Below are 16,600 nucleotides of genomic sequence, written 5' to 3' on the forward strand. Positions count from 1 at the left end.
AGAAATGCAAATGGCCACTCATCACGAGCATTACTACGTTCCGGCCCAGAGCAAATGGCCGATCATCGCCACGGTTGCCCTGGCCGTGACCATGTTCGGCCTTGGCACCTGGTTCAACGATATGAAGGCGGCGCGTGCGGGTCATGGGCCGTGGATCATGCTGGTGGGCGGGCTGCTGGTGGCGTACATGATGTTCGGCTGGTTCGGCACGGTGATCCGCGAAAGCCGCGCCGGGCTGTACAGCGCGCAGATGGACCGCACCTTCCGCTGGGGCATGAGCTGGTTCATCTTTTCCGAGGTGATGTTCTTCATCGCCTTCTTCGGCGCGCTGTTTTATGTGCGCACCTGGTCTGGACCCTGGCTGGGCGGCGAAGGCAGCAAGGGCATCGCCCATATGCTGTGGCCGGATTTCCAGTACGCCTGGCCAATGCTCAACACCCCCGATCCGGCCCGCTACCCGGCGCCCAAGGGCATCATCGACCCCTGGCATCTGCCGTTGATCAACACGATCCTGCTGGTCAGCTCCAGTGTGACTATCACCATCGCCCACCATGCGCTGAAAAAAGGCCATCGCGGCGCCTTGAAGCTATGGCTGGCCATTACCGTACTGCTGGGCCTGAGCTTCCTGACCTTGCAGGCCGAGGAATATGTGCACGCTTATAAAGAGCTGGGCCTGACTCTGGGCTCGGGCGTCTACGGCGCGACGTTCTTCATGCTCACCGGTTTTCACGGCGCCCACGTCACGATTGGCTCGATCATTTTATTGGTGATGCTGATCCGCGTTCTGCGCGGGCATTTCGATGCCGAGCATCAGTTTGGCTTCGAGGCGGCAAGTTGGTATTGGCACTTTGTCGATGTGGTGTGGGTGGGGCTCTTTGTATTTGTGTACGTCCTGTAGAGGCGCGCGTTTGCGGGTGCTAGCTGTGGGAGCAAATTTGTGGGAGCGAATTCATTCGCGAAGAGGCCGGTTCATTCCCTACAGCTTTATCGTCTGAAATACCGCTTTCGCGAATGAATTCGCTCCCACTTGGAAATCACACGGCTTACCAAGGAACATGCGACACCAACTGCCCGCTATAGAACCCCCAGGTAATTAACCCGAGGGTAATCACCGCCAGGCACACGCGTAGGGTCAGGGCCTTGAGCAGGCGGGTGGAATGGCCGCCGTCCTTGACCAGAAAGAACAGCCCGCTGAACAGGCTGGCGATAGTGGCGAAGAGCATGACGACGATAGCGACTTTAAGCATGGCGAAGCCTGCGGGAGTCAGGACATGCACATGAGTATAGGAGGCCGCTTGCCGACCCTGGTGGTCCTGGCGTTGCTGCCGTTGTTGATCAGCCTCGGCTGCTGGCAATTGAGCCGGGCCGAAGAGAAGCGGGTGATGCTGGCTCAGTACGCTGAGCGCAGGGTAGCCGAGCCGGTGAGCAGCGCCCAGCTTGCCAGCATGACCGACCCGTCCTGGCGTCGGGTGCGCGTGACTGGGCATTTCGATCCGGACCACAGCCTGCTGCTGGACAACAGCCAGCGCGACAGCCGGATTGGCGTCGAGCTGCTGCAACCCTTCGAGGATCAGACCAGCGGGCTGTGGCTGTTGGTCAATCGCGGCTGGCTGCCCTGGCCGGATCGGCGCACTCCGCCAACTTTCGACACCCCGGGGCAGGCGTTGAATCTCGAGGCTTGGGTCTATGTGCTGCCCGGTGCCACCTTTCAGCTGCATGCCGACCCGACGGGCGCGCCCTGGCCGCGACTGGTCACGGCGGTGGATCCAGCGAAGCTCTGGGCCGAGTTGGGCCGCGAAGGTTTTGCTCAGCAATTGCGCCTGGCACCCGGCCCGGCGGCTTACCGACTGGACTGGCCGGTGGTGGCCATGGGGCCGGAGAAGCATCTGGGCTATGCGGTGCAGTGGTTCGCCATGGCGGCGACCCTGACAGTGCTGGCCCTCTACCTGGGATGGCGCACGCGCAAAAATCGCAAGGAGAACGTCCATGGCCGCGACCAGCAACCCGTTCCACGCCTCTGAACCACGCCCGGACCGACGCAAAGGCCGCTTGCAGCTGTTGTTGGTGCTGCTGGTAGCGCTGGGGCCGATGATCCTGGCCACCAGCATGTACAAGTTCAAGTTCTGGGTGCCGGACAGCCGCATCTATCACGGCGAACTGATTGGCAATGGCCAGACCCGCGCTGATCTCGGCGTGCAGAGTGACGAAAAGCGCTGGCAGTTGCTGGTCAGCGCGCCCGGAAGTTGCGAGGCCGATTGCCAGCAACTGGTGTACCTGGCCCGGCAGATTCAGATCGGCCTGGGACGGGATGCCGGACGCGCCAGCCATGCCCTGAGCAGCGCGCAACCTTTGGATGCGGTCTACACGGCGAAGCTTGCGCGTGAATATCCGCAGTTGCAGCGCTATCCGCTGGATTTACCGGTTTTTCGCAAGGCCGTGCCCGGCCTCGACGCTCCGCGACTATGGATCGTCGATCCACACGGCAATCTGGTGCTGCGTTATGGCGCCGAGGTCAACGGCAAGGATCTGCTCAATGACCTGCGGCATCTGCTGAAGCTGTCGAATATCGGCTAGGAGGTCAGCATGACCAGGCCCGGATTTCGTCTTGCGTTGCTGGCCACCGTGTTGGCCTTTCTGGTGGTCATGCTGGGTGCCTACACCCGGCTGACCCATGCCGGTCTGGGCTGCCCCGACTGGCCCGGCTGCTATGGCTTTATCAGCGTGCCGCAAACGCCCGCGCAACTGGCTCATGCCGAGCGCCATTACCCGGACACCCCGGTGCAGGCTGACAAAGGCTGGAGCGAGATGACCCACCGTTATTTCGCCGGGGGCCTGACATTGTCGATTCTGCTGCTGGCCGCTCAGGCCTGGCGGCGTCGGCAACTGGCCGGGCAACCGGTGAAACTACCCTGGCTGATCCTTGCCGTGGTCATGGCCCAGGCCACCTTCGGTATGTGGACGGTGACGCTCAGGCTCTGGCCGCAGATGGTCACCGCGCATCTGCTGGGCGGCATGCTGACCCTGAACCTGCTGTTTCTGCTGACGCTGCGCCTGAGTGGCGTCTGGGCTGCGATGCCGCAGCTGTCGTCACGCCTTCGTCGGCTGGCCGCTATCGGGCTGGTGCTGGTGGCGGTGCAGGTAGCCTTGGGGGGCTGGGTCAGCGCCAATTATGCGGCCATGGCCTGTACCGATCTGCCGACGTGCCAGGGGCAATGGTGGCCCGAGGCGGATTTCGGCAATGGCTTTCATCTGACGCAACCCATTGGTGAGCATTACCTGGGCGGCAAGCTCGACAGCGAAGCCCGCACGGCGATCCACCTGACCCATCGCCTGGGCGCGGTGCTGGTCACGCTGTCCGTGCTGGGTCTTGCCTGGCAGCTGCGGGCGGCCGGGCTCAAGGCGTTGGCCGGATTATTGGTCGCGGCCCTGGTCCTGCAAATTGGCCTGGGCCTGAGCAACGTGTTGTTTCATCTACCCCTGCCGGTAGCCGTGGCCCATAACTCGGGGGCGGCGCTGTTGCTGCTGGGAATGACGCTGGTCAATTACCGGTTGCGGGCTGTCGCCAGAGCAACAGAGAACCTTGTGGGAGCGAGATTGCTCGCGAAGGCTTTCTATCAGGCCCCGAAAATCGGTCGGATGTAATGGCGCTTTCGCAAGCAAGCTTGCTCCCACAGGGTGTTTGCTTCGCGACAGCGCGGTGTCAGGGGCGCCTTGTTGGCTCCCACAGTTGCAGTCTGTTTTCAGGAGTCATCCGTGAACCTATTGATCGAGACCCGCCACCCCCTCTGGTGCGACTACCTGGAACTGACCAAACCCAAGGTCGTCGCGCTGATGCTGATCACTTCGCTGATTGGCATGCTCCTGGCCAGCCACCAAGCGCTGCCCTGGACGCTGCTGCTGTTCGGCAATTTGGGCATCGGCCTGTGCGCGGGCGGTGCGGCGGTGGTCAATCATGTGGTGGACCGGCGCATCGACGCGCTGATGTCGCGTACCCACAAGCGGCCGGTGGCCGAAGGGCGCATTTCGCCGCCTGCGGCCCTGGCCTTTGCCCTGCTTCTGGCGGTGAGCGGGCAAGTGCTGTTGCTGGTATTCACCAATAGCCTGGCGGCCTGGCTGACCCTGGCGTCGCTGCTGGGTTATGCGGTGATCTACACCGGCTTTCTCAAGCGCGCCACGCCGCAGAACATCGTTATTGGCGGTCTGGCCGGAGCCGCGCCGCCGCTGTTGGGCTGGGTGGCGGTCAGTGGTCAGGTCAGCGCCGAGCCCCTGCTGCTGGTGCTTATCATCTTCGCCTGGACCCCGCCGCACTTCTGGGCCCTGGCGATTCATCGCAAGGAGGAATACGCCAAGGCCGCCATTCCCATGCTGCCGGTGACCCATGGCGAGCGTTACACCAAGTTGCATATCGTGCTCTACACCGGCATCTTGTTGGCCGCCAGCCTGATGCCCTTTGTGATTCGCATGAGTGGCGTGCTGTACCTGATCTGCGCCACGGCTCTGGGCCTGCGCTTTCTGTATTGGGCCTGCGTGCTGTACCGTGGCACTCGACCGCACGCGGCGATCAGTACCTTCAAGTACTCTATTTATTACCTGTTCCTGTTGTTTGCCGCCCTGCTCGCCGACCATTACTTTTCGTTGATGCCATGACCCGAACCCAGAAGACCGTTTTCATTCTTGTCGCCATCGTCACGCTGATCATGGGCCTGACGGTCTATCGGGTGCTGTCCGGCAATAACCAGGGCGCTCAGGTCGGGATGATCGACGCCGGCATCATCCTGCTGCCCCAGAGCCGCCCGTTGCCGGACATGGCGATGACCAACCAGGACGGTCAGGCGGTGTCGCTGAGCGACCTGAAAGGCAAGTGGACGCTGCTGTTCTTCGGCTACACCTTCTGCCCGGATATCTGCCCGACCACTCTCGCACAACTGCGTCAGATCAAGAGCGAGCTGCCCAAAGACGCGGTCAGCAACCTGCGCGTGGTACTGGTCAGCGTCGACCCGAACCGCGACACCCCGCAGCAGCTCAAGCAGTACCTGGGCTACTTCGATAAAGATTTCGTCGGCCTCAGCGCCCCGGTGGCGCAGATCCAGAAACTGGCCAATGCCGTGAGCATCCCGTTTATTCCCGCCGATACCAGCAAGCCGAACTACACCGTTGATCACAGCGGCAACCTGGTGATCCTCGGCCCGGACGGCACTCAGCGCGGCTTTATCCGTGCGCCCATGAGCAATCCAAAGCTGGTCGCGCAACTGCCCAATCTGCTTGGCCGACAGTAGCCACGCCGCTCGGCAAAATTCCCTTACATGTCCTTGCGCTTAGTGGCAACGTACAACGGTGAACCAAACATTTACGAAGGAGCCGTTCATGTCACGTCCTGAACACTCGTCCTTCGCCAACCATTTCGTCCCGGCGCCGGGGCTGGGCAATCCGCATCTGCAAACCCTGTGGGGGCCGTTGTGGCGCCGCACCATCCATCTGGAGCGCCCGCGCGAGCGTATCTGGCTCAAGGACGGCGACTTTCTCGACCTGGACTGGCACGGTCCGCATCAAGCCGATGCGCCACTGGTATTGGTGCTGCACGGCCTGACCGGCTCGTCCAACTCGCCCTATGTGGTGGGTCTGCAACAGGCCATGGCCGAGCAAGGCTGGGCCTCCGTGGCGCTGAACTGGCGCGGCTGCTCCGGTGAGCCCAACCTGCTGTCGCGCAGCTATCACTCCGGCGCCAGCGAAGACCTGGTCGAAGTGATCGCCCACTTGCGTGCCCTGCGGCCCATGGCCCCGCTTTACGCGGTGGGCTATTCATTGGGCGGCAATGTGCTGCTTAAGCACCTGGGAGAATCCGGCGCCAACAGTGAACTGCTCGGCGCCGTGGCGGTGTCGGTGCCGTTTCGTCTGGACGAGTGCGCTGATCGCATCGGCCAGGGCTTTTCGCGGATCTATCAGCGGCACTTCATGCGCGAGATGGTCAATTACATCCGCGACAAGCAACGGCGCTTCCAGCATGAAGGGTTGAGCGAGGGCCTGGCCGAGTTGTCCGCCCTTGGCTCCCTGGAAAACATGCGCACCTTCTGGGATTTCGATGGTCGGGTCACTGCGCCCCTGCATGGCTTTGCCGACGCCAAGGACTACTATCGCCGCGCCTCCAGTCGTTATTTTCTTGGGCAGATTCGTACGCCGACCCTGATCATTCAGTCCACCGATGACCCCTTTGTGTTTATCCACAGCCTGCCCGAAGCCCATGAATTGTCGTCCTGCACCGAGCTGGAATTGCAGGCCCGGGGCGGTCATGTCGGATTTGTCGACGGCACGCTGAAAAAACCGGGGTATTACCTGGAACGGCGTATCCCCTTGTGGCTGACCAGTGCCCACAGCGGCGAGTTGCACAGCTGAGCTGCACAAATCTTCGAGACGATGCCTTTGTGAGTCTTTAAGCTGCCGGGACAAGGAGAACTATCTATGTCTCGCAGTCAGTTTTTTTCTCGCGGTCTTCGCGACAGCGTACCGATGCTGGTCGGTATAGCGCCATTCGGTATCATTTTTGGCACGTTGGCCGGTGTTTCCGGCCTGTCTCTGTGGCAGTCGGTTGGCATGTCGCTGTTCGTCTACGCCGGTTCGGCGCAATTTATCGTGATCAGCCTGATGGGCGCCGGGGCCAGTGCCGTGGTGATCCTGCTGACTACCTTTATCGTCAATCTGCGCCATGTGCTGTACAGCGCGACCCTGCAACCTCAGGTCAGCGAGCTGCCGCAGAGCTGGCGTCTGCTGTTGGCGTTCTGGCTGACTGACGAGACCTTTGCCGTGGTCCAGCGCTTCTACCTGGTCCATGGCCGCACGCCTCTGGCGCACTGGTATTGGCTGGGCGTGGCGAGTTCGCTGTACGCCTGTTGGGTGCTTAGCTCGCTGGTTGGCGTGTTGTTCGGCCAGGCCGTGCCGGATATGGCCGGTTGGGGCCTGGAGTTCGCCATGTTGGCGACATTTATCGGCATCGTCGTGCCGCTGTTGCGCAATAAGCCGCAGATCGCCGCCGCCCTGGCTGCCGCCGCAGTCGCCCTGCTGACCTATAGCTGGCCGTACAAACTCGGGCTGATGGCCGCCGCCTTCAGCGGGATTGCCGTAGGCGTGCTGCTTGAGCGGCGCAAAGCCGACGTGGCCCAGGGCGATGAGGTGCACTCATGAGTTACTGGTGGCTGATCCTCGGCATGACTGCCATTACCTTTCTCATGCGCTATAGCTTGTTTGCCTGGCCCAACATCAGCTTCCCGCCGGTGGTTCGTCAGGGGCTGCACTATGTGCCCACCGCCGTGCTGACTGCCATCGTCGCCCCCGGCATGCTGTTGCCCGATGGCGAACACTGGCAGGTGAGTTTCGATAACGCTTATTTGCTGGCGGGGATCGTGGCGATTGCCATTGCCGCGTTCAGCCGCAATTTGCTGGCGACCATTGGCGGTGGGTTGCTGGTGTTCTTTGCGTTGCGTTGGGTGTTGGGGCAGTAACCCTCAGGTGAATGTCGTTTTGTAGGAGCTGCCGGAGGCTGCGAATGCGGTGTTTCGACCTTTTCGCAGCCTTCGGCAGCTCCTACAAACTCGATTGGGGGCGGGTCAGGCAAAAATGTGTCGCCTGTAATACCGCCATCGCCAGCAAGCCGGCTCCCACACATTCATTCCAAATCAGGTCCGGGTTTACTCCCCCGTCGCAACCTCGCGGGATGGATCGGTAATCCACTCGCTCCACGACCCCGCATACAGCTTGCCTAACGGATAACCGGCCAGGCACATGGCGAACAGGTTATGGCAGGCGGTCACGCCGGAGCCGCAATAAGACACCAGCTTGTCCGGTGAGCGTCCCTTCAGCTGTTCTTCGAAGCGCTGCTTGAGCTGTTCTGCGGGCAGGAAGCGTCCGTCCGGGCCAAGGTTGTCGGTGAAGGCGACACATTGCGCCCCCGGGATATGCCCGGCCACCGGGTCGATGGGCTCGACTTCGCCACGGAAGCGCGCACCGGCACGGGCGTCGATCAGGGTCATCTCTGGATTGCCGAGTTTTTTCTGCAGTTTTTCGGCTGTCAGTAGCAGGTCCATGTCCGGCTTGCCGGTAAAGCGGCCCTGATAGTTGCTCGGTGGATCGAGGCTCAGAGGCAGACCCGCCGCATGCCAGGCCTTGAGGCCGCCATCGAGCAGGTACACGCCGCTGCGCTTGCCCAGCCAGGCCAGGCTCCACCAGGCGCGGGCCGCGTACATGCCAGGGCCGTCGTCATAGAGCACGACTTCGCTGTCCGGGTCGATGCCCCAGTTCTGCAGGCGTTGCACCAGTGCCTGGGGGTCAGGCAGTGGATGACGGCCGGTCTTGCCCTTGCTGATCGGACCGCTGAGGTCGCGCTCCAGGTCGGCAAAATGAGCCCCGGCAATGTGCCCTCCGGCATAGCTGCGCTGGCCGTAATCCAGGTCTTCCAGGGCAAAGCGGCAATCGAGAATGACCAACCCCGGTTGCTCCAGACGGTCGGCCAGTTGTTGCGGGCTGATCAGTTGCGCAAGTGACATCTCGGACTCCTGTGGATAAGTCATGGACGGTTACTCCAGCGCCTGTAGCAAGGGCACGTAGAACGCCTCGCACAGCGCATTCACCTCGTCCCGCGCCAGGGCGGTAACGTAGGCGGATTCAAGCATCAATACCTGATAGACACCGCGACGGATGGCATCTTCGTTCAGGTATGCAGGATTTTCCCGAGTGGTGCACAGAAAGCGCACCCACGAGGTGAGGATAATCCAGGTATTGAGGGTCAGGGATTCAATCTGCACCTTGTCCATGGCCAAGATGTCAGCCTCGACGAAGCTGGCGTAGATCGCAGTGGCCTGGATCAGGCAATGCTGGGAAAAACGCCGGTAGCGTGCTGCCAGCTCCGGATCGGCGTCCAGCAGGTGTTCGAGATCGCGGTGCAGAAAGCGGTAGCGCCACATGCCGTCGAGAATTTCCAGCAGGTACTGGCGCATGTCTTCGACCTTGGGCAGGCGGCCCTTGGGCGGGTGCAGAAAGCTCTGGACCAGGGTTTCGTACTCGCCGAACAGCTCGGCGATGATCGCCTGCTTGTTGGGGAAGTGGTAGTACAGATTGCCCGGCGAAATCTCCATGTGCGCGGCGATGTGGTTGGTGCTCACACTGCGCTCACCGTGCTGGTTGAACAGCGCAAGGCTGCTCTGCACGATGCGTTCACGGGTTTTCAGACGTGGGGCCATGCTTGATCGACATGTTATTGGAGTGTTGCCGATCTTAACGCAGCTGTGGCTAAACTTTCTTTCATCTTGCGCGAGCTTTGTCTTCTCTGCGCGTTGCCACACTATGCCACTGTCACAGGGGCGCCCATCGGCTGCCCGGTCTAATAAAAATTTCAGGGAGCGCATTGCGCCCATGACTCATGTACTCGTCATCGAGGACGATTGCGCGACTGCCAATGAAATCGAAGCCGCTCTGCAGGACCACGGTTTTACCGTGATCTGCGTGGATAACGGCCGTGAAGGCCTGTCACAGGCCTTTACCGACAGGTTCGACCTGATTGTGCTGGACCGCATGTTGCCCGGCACCATTGATGGCCTGGGCGTGCTCACTGCTCTGCGTGCGGCCAGTATTGCCACACCGGTGCTGATCCTCAGCGCCTTGAGTGCCTTGGACGAGCGAGTCCGTGGGCTGCGCGCCGGGGGTGACGATTACCTGACCAAGCCTTTCGAGTTCATTGAGCTGACCGCCCGCCTGGATGCCCTCATGCGGCGCCGCAGCGTGACCTCCAATCCGGAGCGCGAAAGCCGCCTGAAAGTCGGCAAGCTGGAAATCGACCTGCTGAATCGCAGCGTGCGGCGTGGCGATCGTGTAATCGAATTGCTACCTCGTGAATACGCGCTGCTCGAACACTTGATGCGCCATGCCGATCAGGTGATGACCCGCACCATGTTGTTCGAGACCGTGTGGAATTACAGCTACGACGAGCACACCAATGTCATCGAAGTGCATATCGGCCGTCTGCGCCGCAAGATCGATGGCGAAGGTGAAGCGCAAATGATCCATACCGTCCGGGGGGCCGGCTATGTTCTTCGTTCATTTGAATGACATTCCGCGCACCATCAGTTTCCGCACCGGGCTTATGTTTCTGGGGTTGTTCGGCTTCTCGTTCCTGGCACTGTTCGGTTATATCTACTGGCAGACAGCGTTTTATCTCACCACTGAAACCGACGCCACACTGCATCGCCAAGTAGAAAATCGCAGCCGGCAACCGCCTGTACTGATGGAGCGGGAGATTCGCAAGCATGAGGCGCAGGATGCCGAAGGCCGCTTGCCCCATACCCTTTATGACGAGCAAGGCAACTACGTCGCAGGTGCCATGCGCACGCTGCCATCGTTCAAGGCTTTTGATGAGCCCGTCGAGTTTCTATGGTTGAACCCCAATGGCCTTCAGCGGATGGTGCGCTTCATGGTTCACCGGCTGGACGACAACAGGATTCTGTTGGTCGCCCAGGATATGCAGGACATTCGCGAGTTCGACGAACTGCTGGTCAACGCCCTGATCTCAGGCGGCTGCCTGCTATTGCTGGTCGGGCTGTTGGGGGCGATCTGGCTGGGTCACTCCGCACGACGGCGGCTGGACACCCTCACGGATGCGATCAAGGGCATTTTCGAGGGTGACCTCAGCGGGCGCTTGCCTACCCGTGGTAATCACGATGACATCGACCGTATCGCTCATGTGGTCAATGGCATGCTCGATGAACTTGAACGGCTGATGAGCGAAGTCAAAGGCGTCTGCGACGACATCGCCCACGACCTGCGCACACCACTGACACGCCTGATTGCCGGGCTCGAACGCGCCCAGCGTCGGGGTCTGCGCGATGATGAATATGCCGACGCCATCGATGCGGCAATTACCGAGGCCCGCGGGCTGATGCTGACGTTCCGGGCGTTGCTGCGTATTTCCGAAATTGAAGGCAGCGCCCGGCGCAGTAATTTCACTGAAGTCGACCTGAATCAGATTGGTGCCGATGTCGCCGAGTTTTTTACGCCATTGGCTGAGGACAGAGGCATTACCCTCAGTTTTACCCCAGCCGATACTCCTGCCGTGCGCTTGGGTGATGCGCAGTTGCTGTTCGACGCGGCCTGCAATCTGCTGGACAACGCGGTCAAGTTTTCCCCGGATAACGGGCGGGTTCAGGTAGACATCATCGTCACCGCTCAAGGCCCAGGCCTGCGAGTCAGCGATAACGGCCCCGGCATTGCGCCAGAGGAACGTGAGGCAGTGTTCCGCCGTTTGTACCGCTCGGAGTCGAGTCGGCAAACGCCAGGCAACGGTTTGGGGCTGAGCATGGCAGCGGCGGTGGCCCGGCTGCATGAGATGAGCCTGACCGTACATGACGCTGAACCGGGTTGCCGCATGGAATTGCTTAGTGTGCGTGGGCTTTGATCGCAGGAGCAAACCCGTTCGCGAACCGCAGGAGCCGGCTTGCCGACTCCCACAGCACTCTACTTCAACCCATGATCAGGTTGTTGTCAGGCCAGATCAAACCGATCCAGATTCATCACCTTGGTCCACGCCTTGACGAAGTCGGCAACGAACTTGCCTTCGGCGTCGGTACTGCCATAGACCTCGGCAATCGCCCGCAATTGCGCGTGTGAGCCAAACACCAGGTCGACACGGGTCGCGGTCCATTTCGGCGCACCGGTCTTGCGGTCACGGCCTTCGAAGGTCGTGCGCGATGCCGGTTTCCACTCGGTGCCCATATCCAGCAGGTTGATGAAGAAGTCATTGCTCAGCGCTTGCGGGCGTTGGGTAAAGACGCCGTGGGCGCTGTCGCCGACATTGGCCTTGAGCACGCGCAGGCCGCCGAGCAGTACAGTCATTTCCGGCGCGGTCAGGGTCAGCAACTGTGCCTTGTCCACCAGCAGGGCTTCGGCGGATACGGTGTACTGGCCCGCCAGATAGTTGCGGAAGCCATCGGCAATGGGCTCCAGGTAGCCGAACGACTCGACATCGGTCTGCTCCTGACTCGCGTCCATACGCCCCGGAGTAAACGGTACGCTGACGTTATGCCCGGCGTTCTTGGCTGCCTGTTCCACGCCGACGCTACCGGCCAGCACGATCAGGTCGGCGAGGGAAACTTGCTTGCCGCCGACGTTGAAGGCGTTCTGGATACCTTCGAGGGTGCTCAGTACGACGGCCAGTTGCTCAGGCTGATTGACCGCCCAGTCCTTTTGCGGCGCCAGGCGCAGACGGCCACCGTTGGCGCCACCACGCTTGTCCGAACCACGGAAAGTCGAAGCGGCTGCCCAGGCGGTGGAGACCAGTTGTGTAACGGTCAGGTCCGAGGCAGCGATCCTGGCCTTGAGTGCGGCGATATCGTTGTCATCGATCAGCGGGTGATCGACTGCCGGAATCGGGTCCTGCCAGAGCAGCTCTTCAGCGGGCATTTCCGGGCCGAGGTAACGGGCCAGCGGGCCCATGTCGCGGTGGGTCAGCTTGAACCAGGCGCGGGCGAAGGCATCGGCCAACTGCTCGGGATTGTTCAGGAAGCGTCGGGAAATCGGCTCGTAGATAGGGTCGAAGCGCAGGGCCAGGTCTGAGGTGAGCATGGTCGGCGCATGACGCTTGCTCGGGTCATGGGCGTCCGGGATCTTGCCTGCACCTGCACCGTTTTTCGGCGTCCACTGATGGGCGCCAGCCGGGCTCTTGGTCAGTTCCCAGTCGAAGGCGAACATGTTTTCCAGGTACTCGTTGCTCCATTGGGTCGGCGTCGAGGTCCAGGTGACTTCTAGGCCGCTAGAAATGGTGTCGCCGCCTTTGCCGCTGCCGAAGCTGTTTTTCCAGCCGAAGCCCTGGTCTTCAAGGCCAGCCGCTTCCGGTTCAGGGCCGACGTTGGAAGCCGGGCCTGCGCCGTGGGTCTTGCCGAACGCGTGACCGCCGGCGATCAGGGCGACAGTTTCTTCGTCATTCATGGCCATGCGGCCGAAGGTTTCGCGGATGTCTTTTGCCGACGCCACTGGGTCGGGCACGCCTTCCGGACCTTCCGGGTTCACGTAGATCAGGCCCATCTGTACGGCGGCCAACGGGTTTTCCAGAGTGCGGTCGCCCTGGTGGGTACGGCTTTCTTCGTTGCCGTGCTTCTCCGGCTCGGCGACCAGGGTGCCTTCGCCCGGTGGCTGGGTCTGCTGGCCATAACGGACGTCGCCGCCCAGCCAGGTTTTTTCGTTGCCCCAGTACACGTCCTCTTCCGGCTCCCAGACGTCAGGACGTCCGCCGGAGAAACCAAAGGTCTTGAAGCCCATGGATTCCAGGGCAACGTTGCCGGTGAGGATGATCAGGTCGGCCCAGGAAATCTTGCGGCCGTACTTCTGCTTGATCGGCCAGATCAGGCGGCGGGCCTTGTCCAGGCTGACGTTGTCCGGCCAGCTGTTGAGCGGCGCAAAACGTTGCTGCCCTGCCCCGGCGCCGCCACGGCCATCAGCTGTGCGATAAGTACCGGCGCTGTGCCAGGCCATACGAACGAAGAACGGGCCGTAATGACCGAAGTCCGCTGGCCACCAGTCCTGGGAATCCGTCATCAGCGCGTGCAGGTCGCGCTTTACCGCTTCCAGATCCAGGCTTTTGAATTCCGTGGCGTAGTCAAACGCCTCGCCCATTGGGTCGGACAGTGCTGAATGCTGATGCAGGATTTTCAGATTCAATTGGTCCGGCCACCAGTCACGGTTACTGGTGCCACCGCCTGCGGCGTGGTTGAACGGGCATTTGGATTCGGTCATATCTGCTCCTATCTAGGTCGTTTTTTCGCAAAACCTGTGGGAGCCGCCTTGGTGGCGATGACGCCGGAACTGGCGACAGCGTGAGCCATGTCGATCTGCGTCGCTCATGACAGCGCTATCGCCAGCAAGCCGGCTCCCACAAAAGCTGTGTTTATCCCCTCGGCTTGCCGCGCAACATGCTGCCCAGCACCTCGTCCCTTCTGATCCAGCCATGAAAAAGCGCCGCCGCGAGATGGGCGAGGATGGTCAGGAAAAATAGGTAGGCCAGGTAGCGATGAGCTTTGCGCAGGAATGCAAAGGTCTCGGCATTGGCGGCCAGAATCGATGGCAGGCGGATCGAGCTGCTGAGCATCACCGGGTCTCCGGCGGCCGAAATCATTGCCCAGCCAATCAGCGGCATCGCCAGCATCATTGCGTACAGCAGGTAGTGGGAAAGCTTGGCGGCCAGGGCTTGCCATGCAGGCAGGTCGGCTGGCAGCGGCGGCTGAGTGGTCGACAGGCGTACGGCAATGCGCACGATCACCAGCAGCAGAATGGCGATGCCCAGCGGCTTGTGCAGATGCAACAGCCATTCATGCCGCTCGGAGACCGAAGCGACCATGCCCGCGCCGATAAACAGCATGGCGATCACCATCACGGCCATCAGCCAGTGCAGCAGGCGCGCCAGTGGCGCGAAATGTGAAGTTGGCTGGTTCATGGCTGTTGCCCCTTGGCGGGTGCCGCCTGCAATTGATCGACTTCTGCGGTGCGGCGCATGTAGGACGTCGCGTAGGCGGCCGAGCGGGCGGCGAGCAATGGATCGTCTGAGCCCTCGATGCCACTTGGCAGCACCAGCGGGTCGAAGTTGATATCGCGGCAGTCACCGCTGAGCTGCGGTGTGGTGCTGTCCACCACCAGGGTGCCGGCGTTCACTGTCTTGCGCTCGGCAGGCCATTGTTTGGTGGCATCGCCGGTAGGATCGCCGGGGTTGGCCAGGGTCAGCACCAAGTCCCAACGTTGCGGGCCGCTGGCTACTTTTTGAGTCAGGTCACTTTCAAGATAGTCCTTGGCGTCCGGGGTCGGTGCCGGGTCTTTCGCTTGAGCCACCAGGCTCCAGCGCACGGCCTGACGCTGGCCGCTGTCGTTGACCAGGACGAACGCGTTGACGCTGTTGTAGGTCTCGGTGACGAAGCTGGCGGACGGCTTGGCGGTTTTCACCCAGGCCAGGAACGGTTGGGCTTCCGGGTGCGCGGCGAAGAATGCCGGGGGCTTGGCCGGGTCGGGCTTGCCGGTGCTCGGGTCTGGCGCGGTGGCCTTGAGCAGGTCGGTAAACGCCTGGGGCGTGGCCACCGGAAACACCGGCATGCTGTTCATGCCGCTGCGCCATTGTTCACCGTTGGCCTGCCGATACTCCACGGCAAAGCTGCGGATCGGCGCAGCGCTGTCCGGCGAGTACGGATTGCCGGTGGGCAGGGCGAAGCGACCGATGATGGGCGTACGGCCGCTGGCGAAAACCTGGGCTTTGGACAGGGACGCGGCAGCGCCATTGCTTTCGAAGTAGCCCGCTACGCATTGGCCTTTGGGGTGATTGCGGCGGTAGCCGGGGAATACGCCGTTGTTGTGTTCGAAGGTGTCGACGATTCGTGCGGGCGTCAGGCGTTGTGGGTCAAGGGCGCCACTGACGTAGGCAAAGGTGGCGGCAGCAATGCCGACGACGATGCCAATGCCTGCCAGGCGCAGAATGATGGCGCATTTGCTTAGCGGCGGTTTGCGATGCATGGGCGGTTCACGGTCGCTCATCAGGAAACTCCGGGCCTTCGGCCTCTATAAAAAGTAGGAATAGCATGACGCCGCTCAGGGCGGCTTATTCCGGTATAGAAATATAGTGGCTGACGGCCGGAGTAGCGCTGGTCAGGCGCCGCTCGGCTCAACGGTGCCTGAGCGGCAGTTACTGTGGGGGCGAGGAAGGGAGACGGGCTATAACGAATGCGCGCAAATGTCGGGTCTGGCGAATCGCAGCTTATGGCTGTTGAGACAATGGAATGAAGGTACAAGGCGCATGGCCCGAATAGCCGATTGCCGCGCCTTGCTGCAGAAGGCTGGCGGCCAGATTCTGATCTGCCAGCTGGAACGTCCACCCATGGTTGCCATCAGCCTCATCGACTTGTGCGGCTGCGGCAAGGAACGCGGATCTGTCCGGCAGGTACGTGGCGAAGCCATCACTCTTCAAGGCGGTGGTGCTGATGCCCAGGCGTTCGCAAATAGCGGCCTTGGCGCGAATGTCCTCGCGGTCTGCCTGGCGCGATTGTTCAATCAGCGCTTGCAGCTCCGTATCGACCAACTGCCCACCGACAATCAGCTGCGGCCCCTGCTCCCATGATTCGGGCGGGCAGTCCTTGCGTTCCGGTCGCAGGGGGATGTGCGGGTTGATTTCCATCGGATAGATGCGACAGACCAGCGGGCGCGACTCGTAAATACCGCAACGGTTATCGGCATCGAGGTTTCGGCAGGGACCGGCGTTGTAGGCGGCAAAGGTAATCGCCAGCCAGGCTTGCGCAGTGCCGCTGTTGACCCGCACGGAGCGGCGCAGGGCGTGTTCGCGTTGCGTATCGGCAATGCCGAGGCCGCCATCGAGAAAGGCTTCGACCAGTACAATGACCGTGCCACCATCCCCGGCCCAGCGCCGCGCTTCAGCCAATGTCAGCGGCACATGATGATCGTTACAGCATTTGCCGCAGCCAACGCATGAATAGGTTGTGCTGATCAACTTGCCACCTCTCCGGACTTTTTCTTGGAAGGGACCAAGGATGTCGGTTCGGCAGCGTTAAGGTTGTCACATTTAATTTAACTATTC

General features: G+C 61.4%; 18 protein-coding genes. 11 read left to right on the forward strand and 7 right to left on the reverse strand.

Going from position 1 to position 16,600, the window contains the following annotated elements; all coding sequences use genetic code 11:
* Positions 1-10 precede the first annotated feature (10 nt).
* On the forward strand, positions 11-898 hold the full coding sequence (locus M2401_RS07345) for a cytochrome c oxidase subunit 3 (RefSeq protein WP_259101102.1): 888 nt from the start codon (positions 11-13) through the stop codon (positions 896-898).
* A gap of 145 nt (positions 899-1,043) precedes the next feature.
* On the opposite strand, the gene M2401_RS07350 is transcribed toward M2401_RS07345, so the two are convergent.
* Entirely contained in the window at positions 1,044-1,247 is a 204-nt protein-coding gene (locus tag M2401_RS07350; protein WP_259101104.1) for a twin transmembrane helix small protein, read from the reverse strand.
* 24 nt (positions 1,248-1,271) lie between these two features.
* On the opposite strand from M2401_RS07350, the gene M2401_RS07355 reads away from it, so the two are divergent.
* The 8 genes from M2401_RS07355 to M2401_RS07390 all read left to right on the forward strand — a co-directional run bounded on the left by M2401_RS07355 (position 1,272) and on the right by M2401_RS07390 (position 7,493).
* The gene (locus tag M2401_RS07355; protein ID WP_409033885.1) at positions 1,272-2,021 is read left to right on the forward strand and encodes an SURF1 family protein; all 750 of its coding nucleotides are present in this window, start codon (positions 1,272-1,274) and stop codon (positions 2,019-2,021) included.
* Positions 1,987-2,574, forward strand: coding sequence for a hypothetical protein (locus tag M2401_RS07360; protein ID WP_259101107.1), 588 nt, complete (start codon positions 1,987-1,989; stop codon positions 2,572-2,574). Before M2401_RS07355 ends, M2401_RS07360 begins: the two co-directional genes overlap by 35 nt.
* A gap of 9 nt (positions 2,575-2,583) precedes the next feature.
* Positions 2,584-3,642, forward strand: coding sequence for a heme A synthase (locus M2401_RS07365; protein WP_259101108.1), 1,059 nt, complete (start codon positions 2,584-2,586; stop codon positions 3,640-3,642).
* Positions 3,643-3,753: 111 nt separating this feature from the next.
* On the forward strand, positions 3,754-4,647 hold the full coding sequence (gene cyoE, locus M2401_RS07370) for a heme o synthase (protein WP_259101109.1): 894 nt from the start codon (positions 3,754-3,756) through the stop codon (positions 4,645-4,647).
* Positions 4,644-5,276, forward strand: a complete 633-nt coding sequence (locus tag M2401_RS07375; protein WP_259101110.1) for an SCO family protein — start codon at positions 4,644-4,646, stop codon at positions 5,274-5,276. The genes cyoE and M2401_RS07375 overlap by 4 nt, the downstream gene beginning before the upstream one ends.
* A gap of 88 nt (positions 5,277-5,364) precedes the next feature.
* Positions 5,365-6,390: a hydrolase gene (locus tag M2401_RS07380; RefSeq protein WP_259101111.1), complete on the forward strand. Its 1,026-nt coding sequence runs from the start codon at positions 5,365-5,367 to the stop codon at positions 6,388-6,390.
* 66 nt (positions 6,391-6,456) lie between these two features.
* On the forward strand, positions 6,457-7,176 hold the full coding sequence (locus M2401_RS07385) for an AzlC family ABC transporter permease (RefSeq protein WP_259101112.1): 720 nt from the start codon (positions 6,457-6,459) through the stop codon (positions 7,174-7,176).
* Positions 7,173-7,493 (forward strand): AzlD domain-containing protein, encoded by a 321-nt coding sequence (locus M2401_RS07390; protein ID WP_259101113.1) that lies wholly within the window; start codon positions 7,173-7,175, stop codon positions 7,491-7,493. The genes M2401_RS07385 and M2401_RS07390 overlap by 4 nt, the downstream gene beginning before the upstream one ends.
* Before the next feature lie 186 nt (positions 7,494-7,679).
* Here M2401_RS07390 and M2401_RS07395 read toward each other — a convergent pair whose 3' ends face one another.
* Both M2401_RS07395 and M2401_RS07400 read right to left on the reverse strand, forming a co-directional pair.
* A complete protein-coding gene (locus M2401_RS07395; protein WP_259101678.1) occupies positions 7,680-8,534 on the reverse strand; it encodes a sulfurtransferase in 855 nt (284 codons plus the stop codon).
* 30 nt (positions 8,535-8,564) lie between these two features.
* On the reverse strand, positions 8,565-9,227 hold the full coding sequence (locus M2401_RS07400) for a TetR/AcrR family transcriptional regulator (RefSeq protein WP_259101114.1): 663 nt from the start codon (positions 9,225-9,227) through the stop codon (positions 8,565-8,567).
* 172 nt (positions 9,228-9,399) lie between these two features.
* Between M2401_RS07400 and M2401_RS07405 the strand changes: the two genes are divergently transcribed.
* A complete protein-coding gene (locus M2401_RS07405; RefSeq protein ID WP_259101116.1) occupies positions 9,400-10,092 on the forward strand; it encodes a response regulator transcription factor in 693 nt (230 codons plus the stop codon).
* On the forward strand, positions 10,070-11,434 hold the full coding sequence (locus tag M2401_RS07410; protein WP_259101118.1) for a HAMP domain-containing sensor histidine kinase: 1,365 nt from the start codon (positions 10,070-10,072) through the stop codon (positions 11,432-11,434). Before M2401_RS07405 ends, M2401_RS07410 begins: the two co-directional genes overlap by 23 nt.
* An 86-nt stretch (positions 11,435-11,520) precedes the next feature.
* Here M2401_RS07410 and katG read toward each other — a convergent pair whose 3' ends face one another.
* The 4 genes from katG to M2401_RS07430 all read right to left on the reverse strand — a co-directional run bounded on the left by katG (position 11,521) and on the right by M2401_RS07430 (position 16,510).
* The gene (gene katG, locus M2401_RS07415; RefSeq protein ID WP_259101120.1) at positions 11,521-13,767 is read right to left on the reverse strand and encodes a catalase/peroxidase HPI; all 2,247 of its coding nucleotides are present in this window, start codon (positions 13,765-13,767) and stop codon (positions 11,521-11,523) included.
* 151 nt (positions 13,768-13,918) lie between these two features.
* Positions 13,919-14,464, reverse strand: a complete 546-nt coding sequence (locus M2401_RS07420) for a cytochrome b (RefSeq protein ID WP_259101122.1) — start codon at positions 14,462-14,464, stop codon at positions 13,919-13,921.
* Positions 14,461-15,546, reverse strand: a complete 1,086-nt coding sequence (locus tag M2401_RS07425; RefSeq protein WP_259101124.1) for a catalase family peroxidase — start codon at positions 15,544-15,546, stop codon at positions 14,461-14,463. Before M2401_RS07425 ends, M2401_RS07420 begins: the two co-directional genes overlap by 4 nt.
* Before the next feature lie 220 nt (positions 15,547-15,766).
* Positions 15,767-16,510 (reverse strand): YkgJ family cysteine cluster protein, encoded by a 744-nt coding sequence (locus tag M2401_RS07430; protein WP_259101680.1) that lies wholly within the window; start codon positions 16,508-16,510, stop codon positions 15,767-15,769.
* Positions 16,511-16,600: the final 90 nt, after the last annotated feature.

Source organism: Pseudomonas sp. JUb42 (assembly GCF_024807945.1).
Classification (GTDB): domain Bacteria; phylum Pseudomonadota; class Gammaproteobacteria; order Pseudomonadales; family Pseudomonadaceae; genus Aquipseudomonas.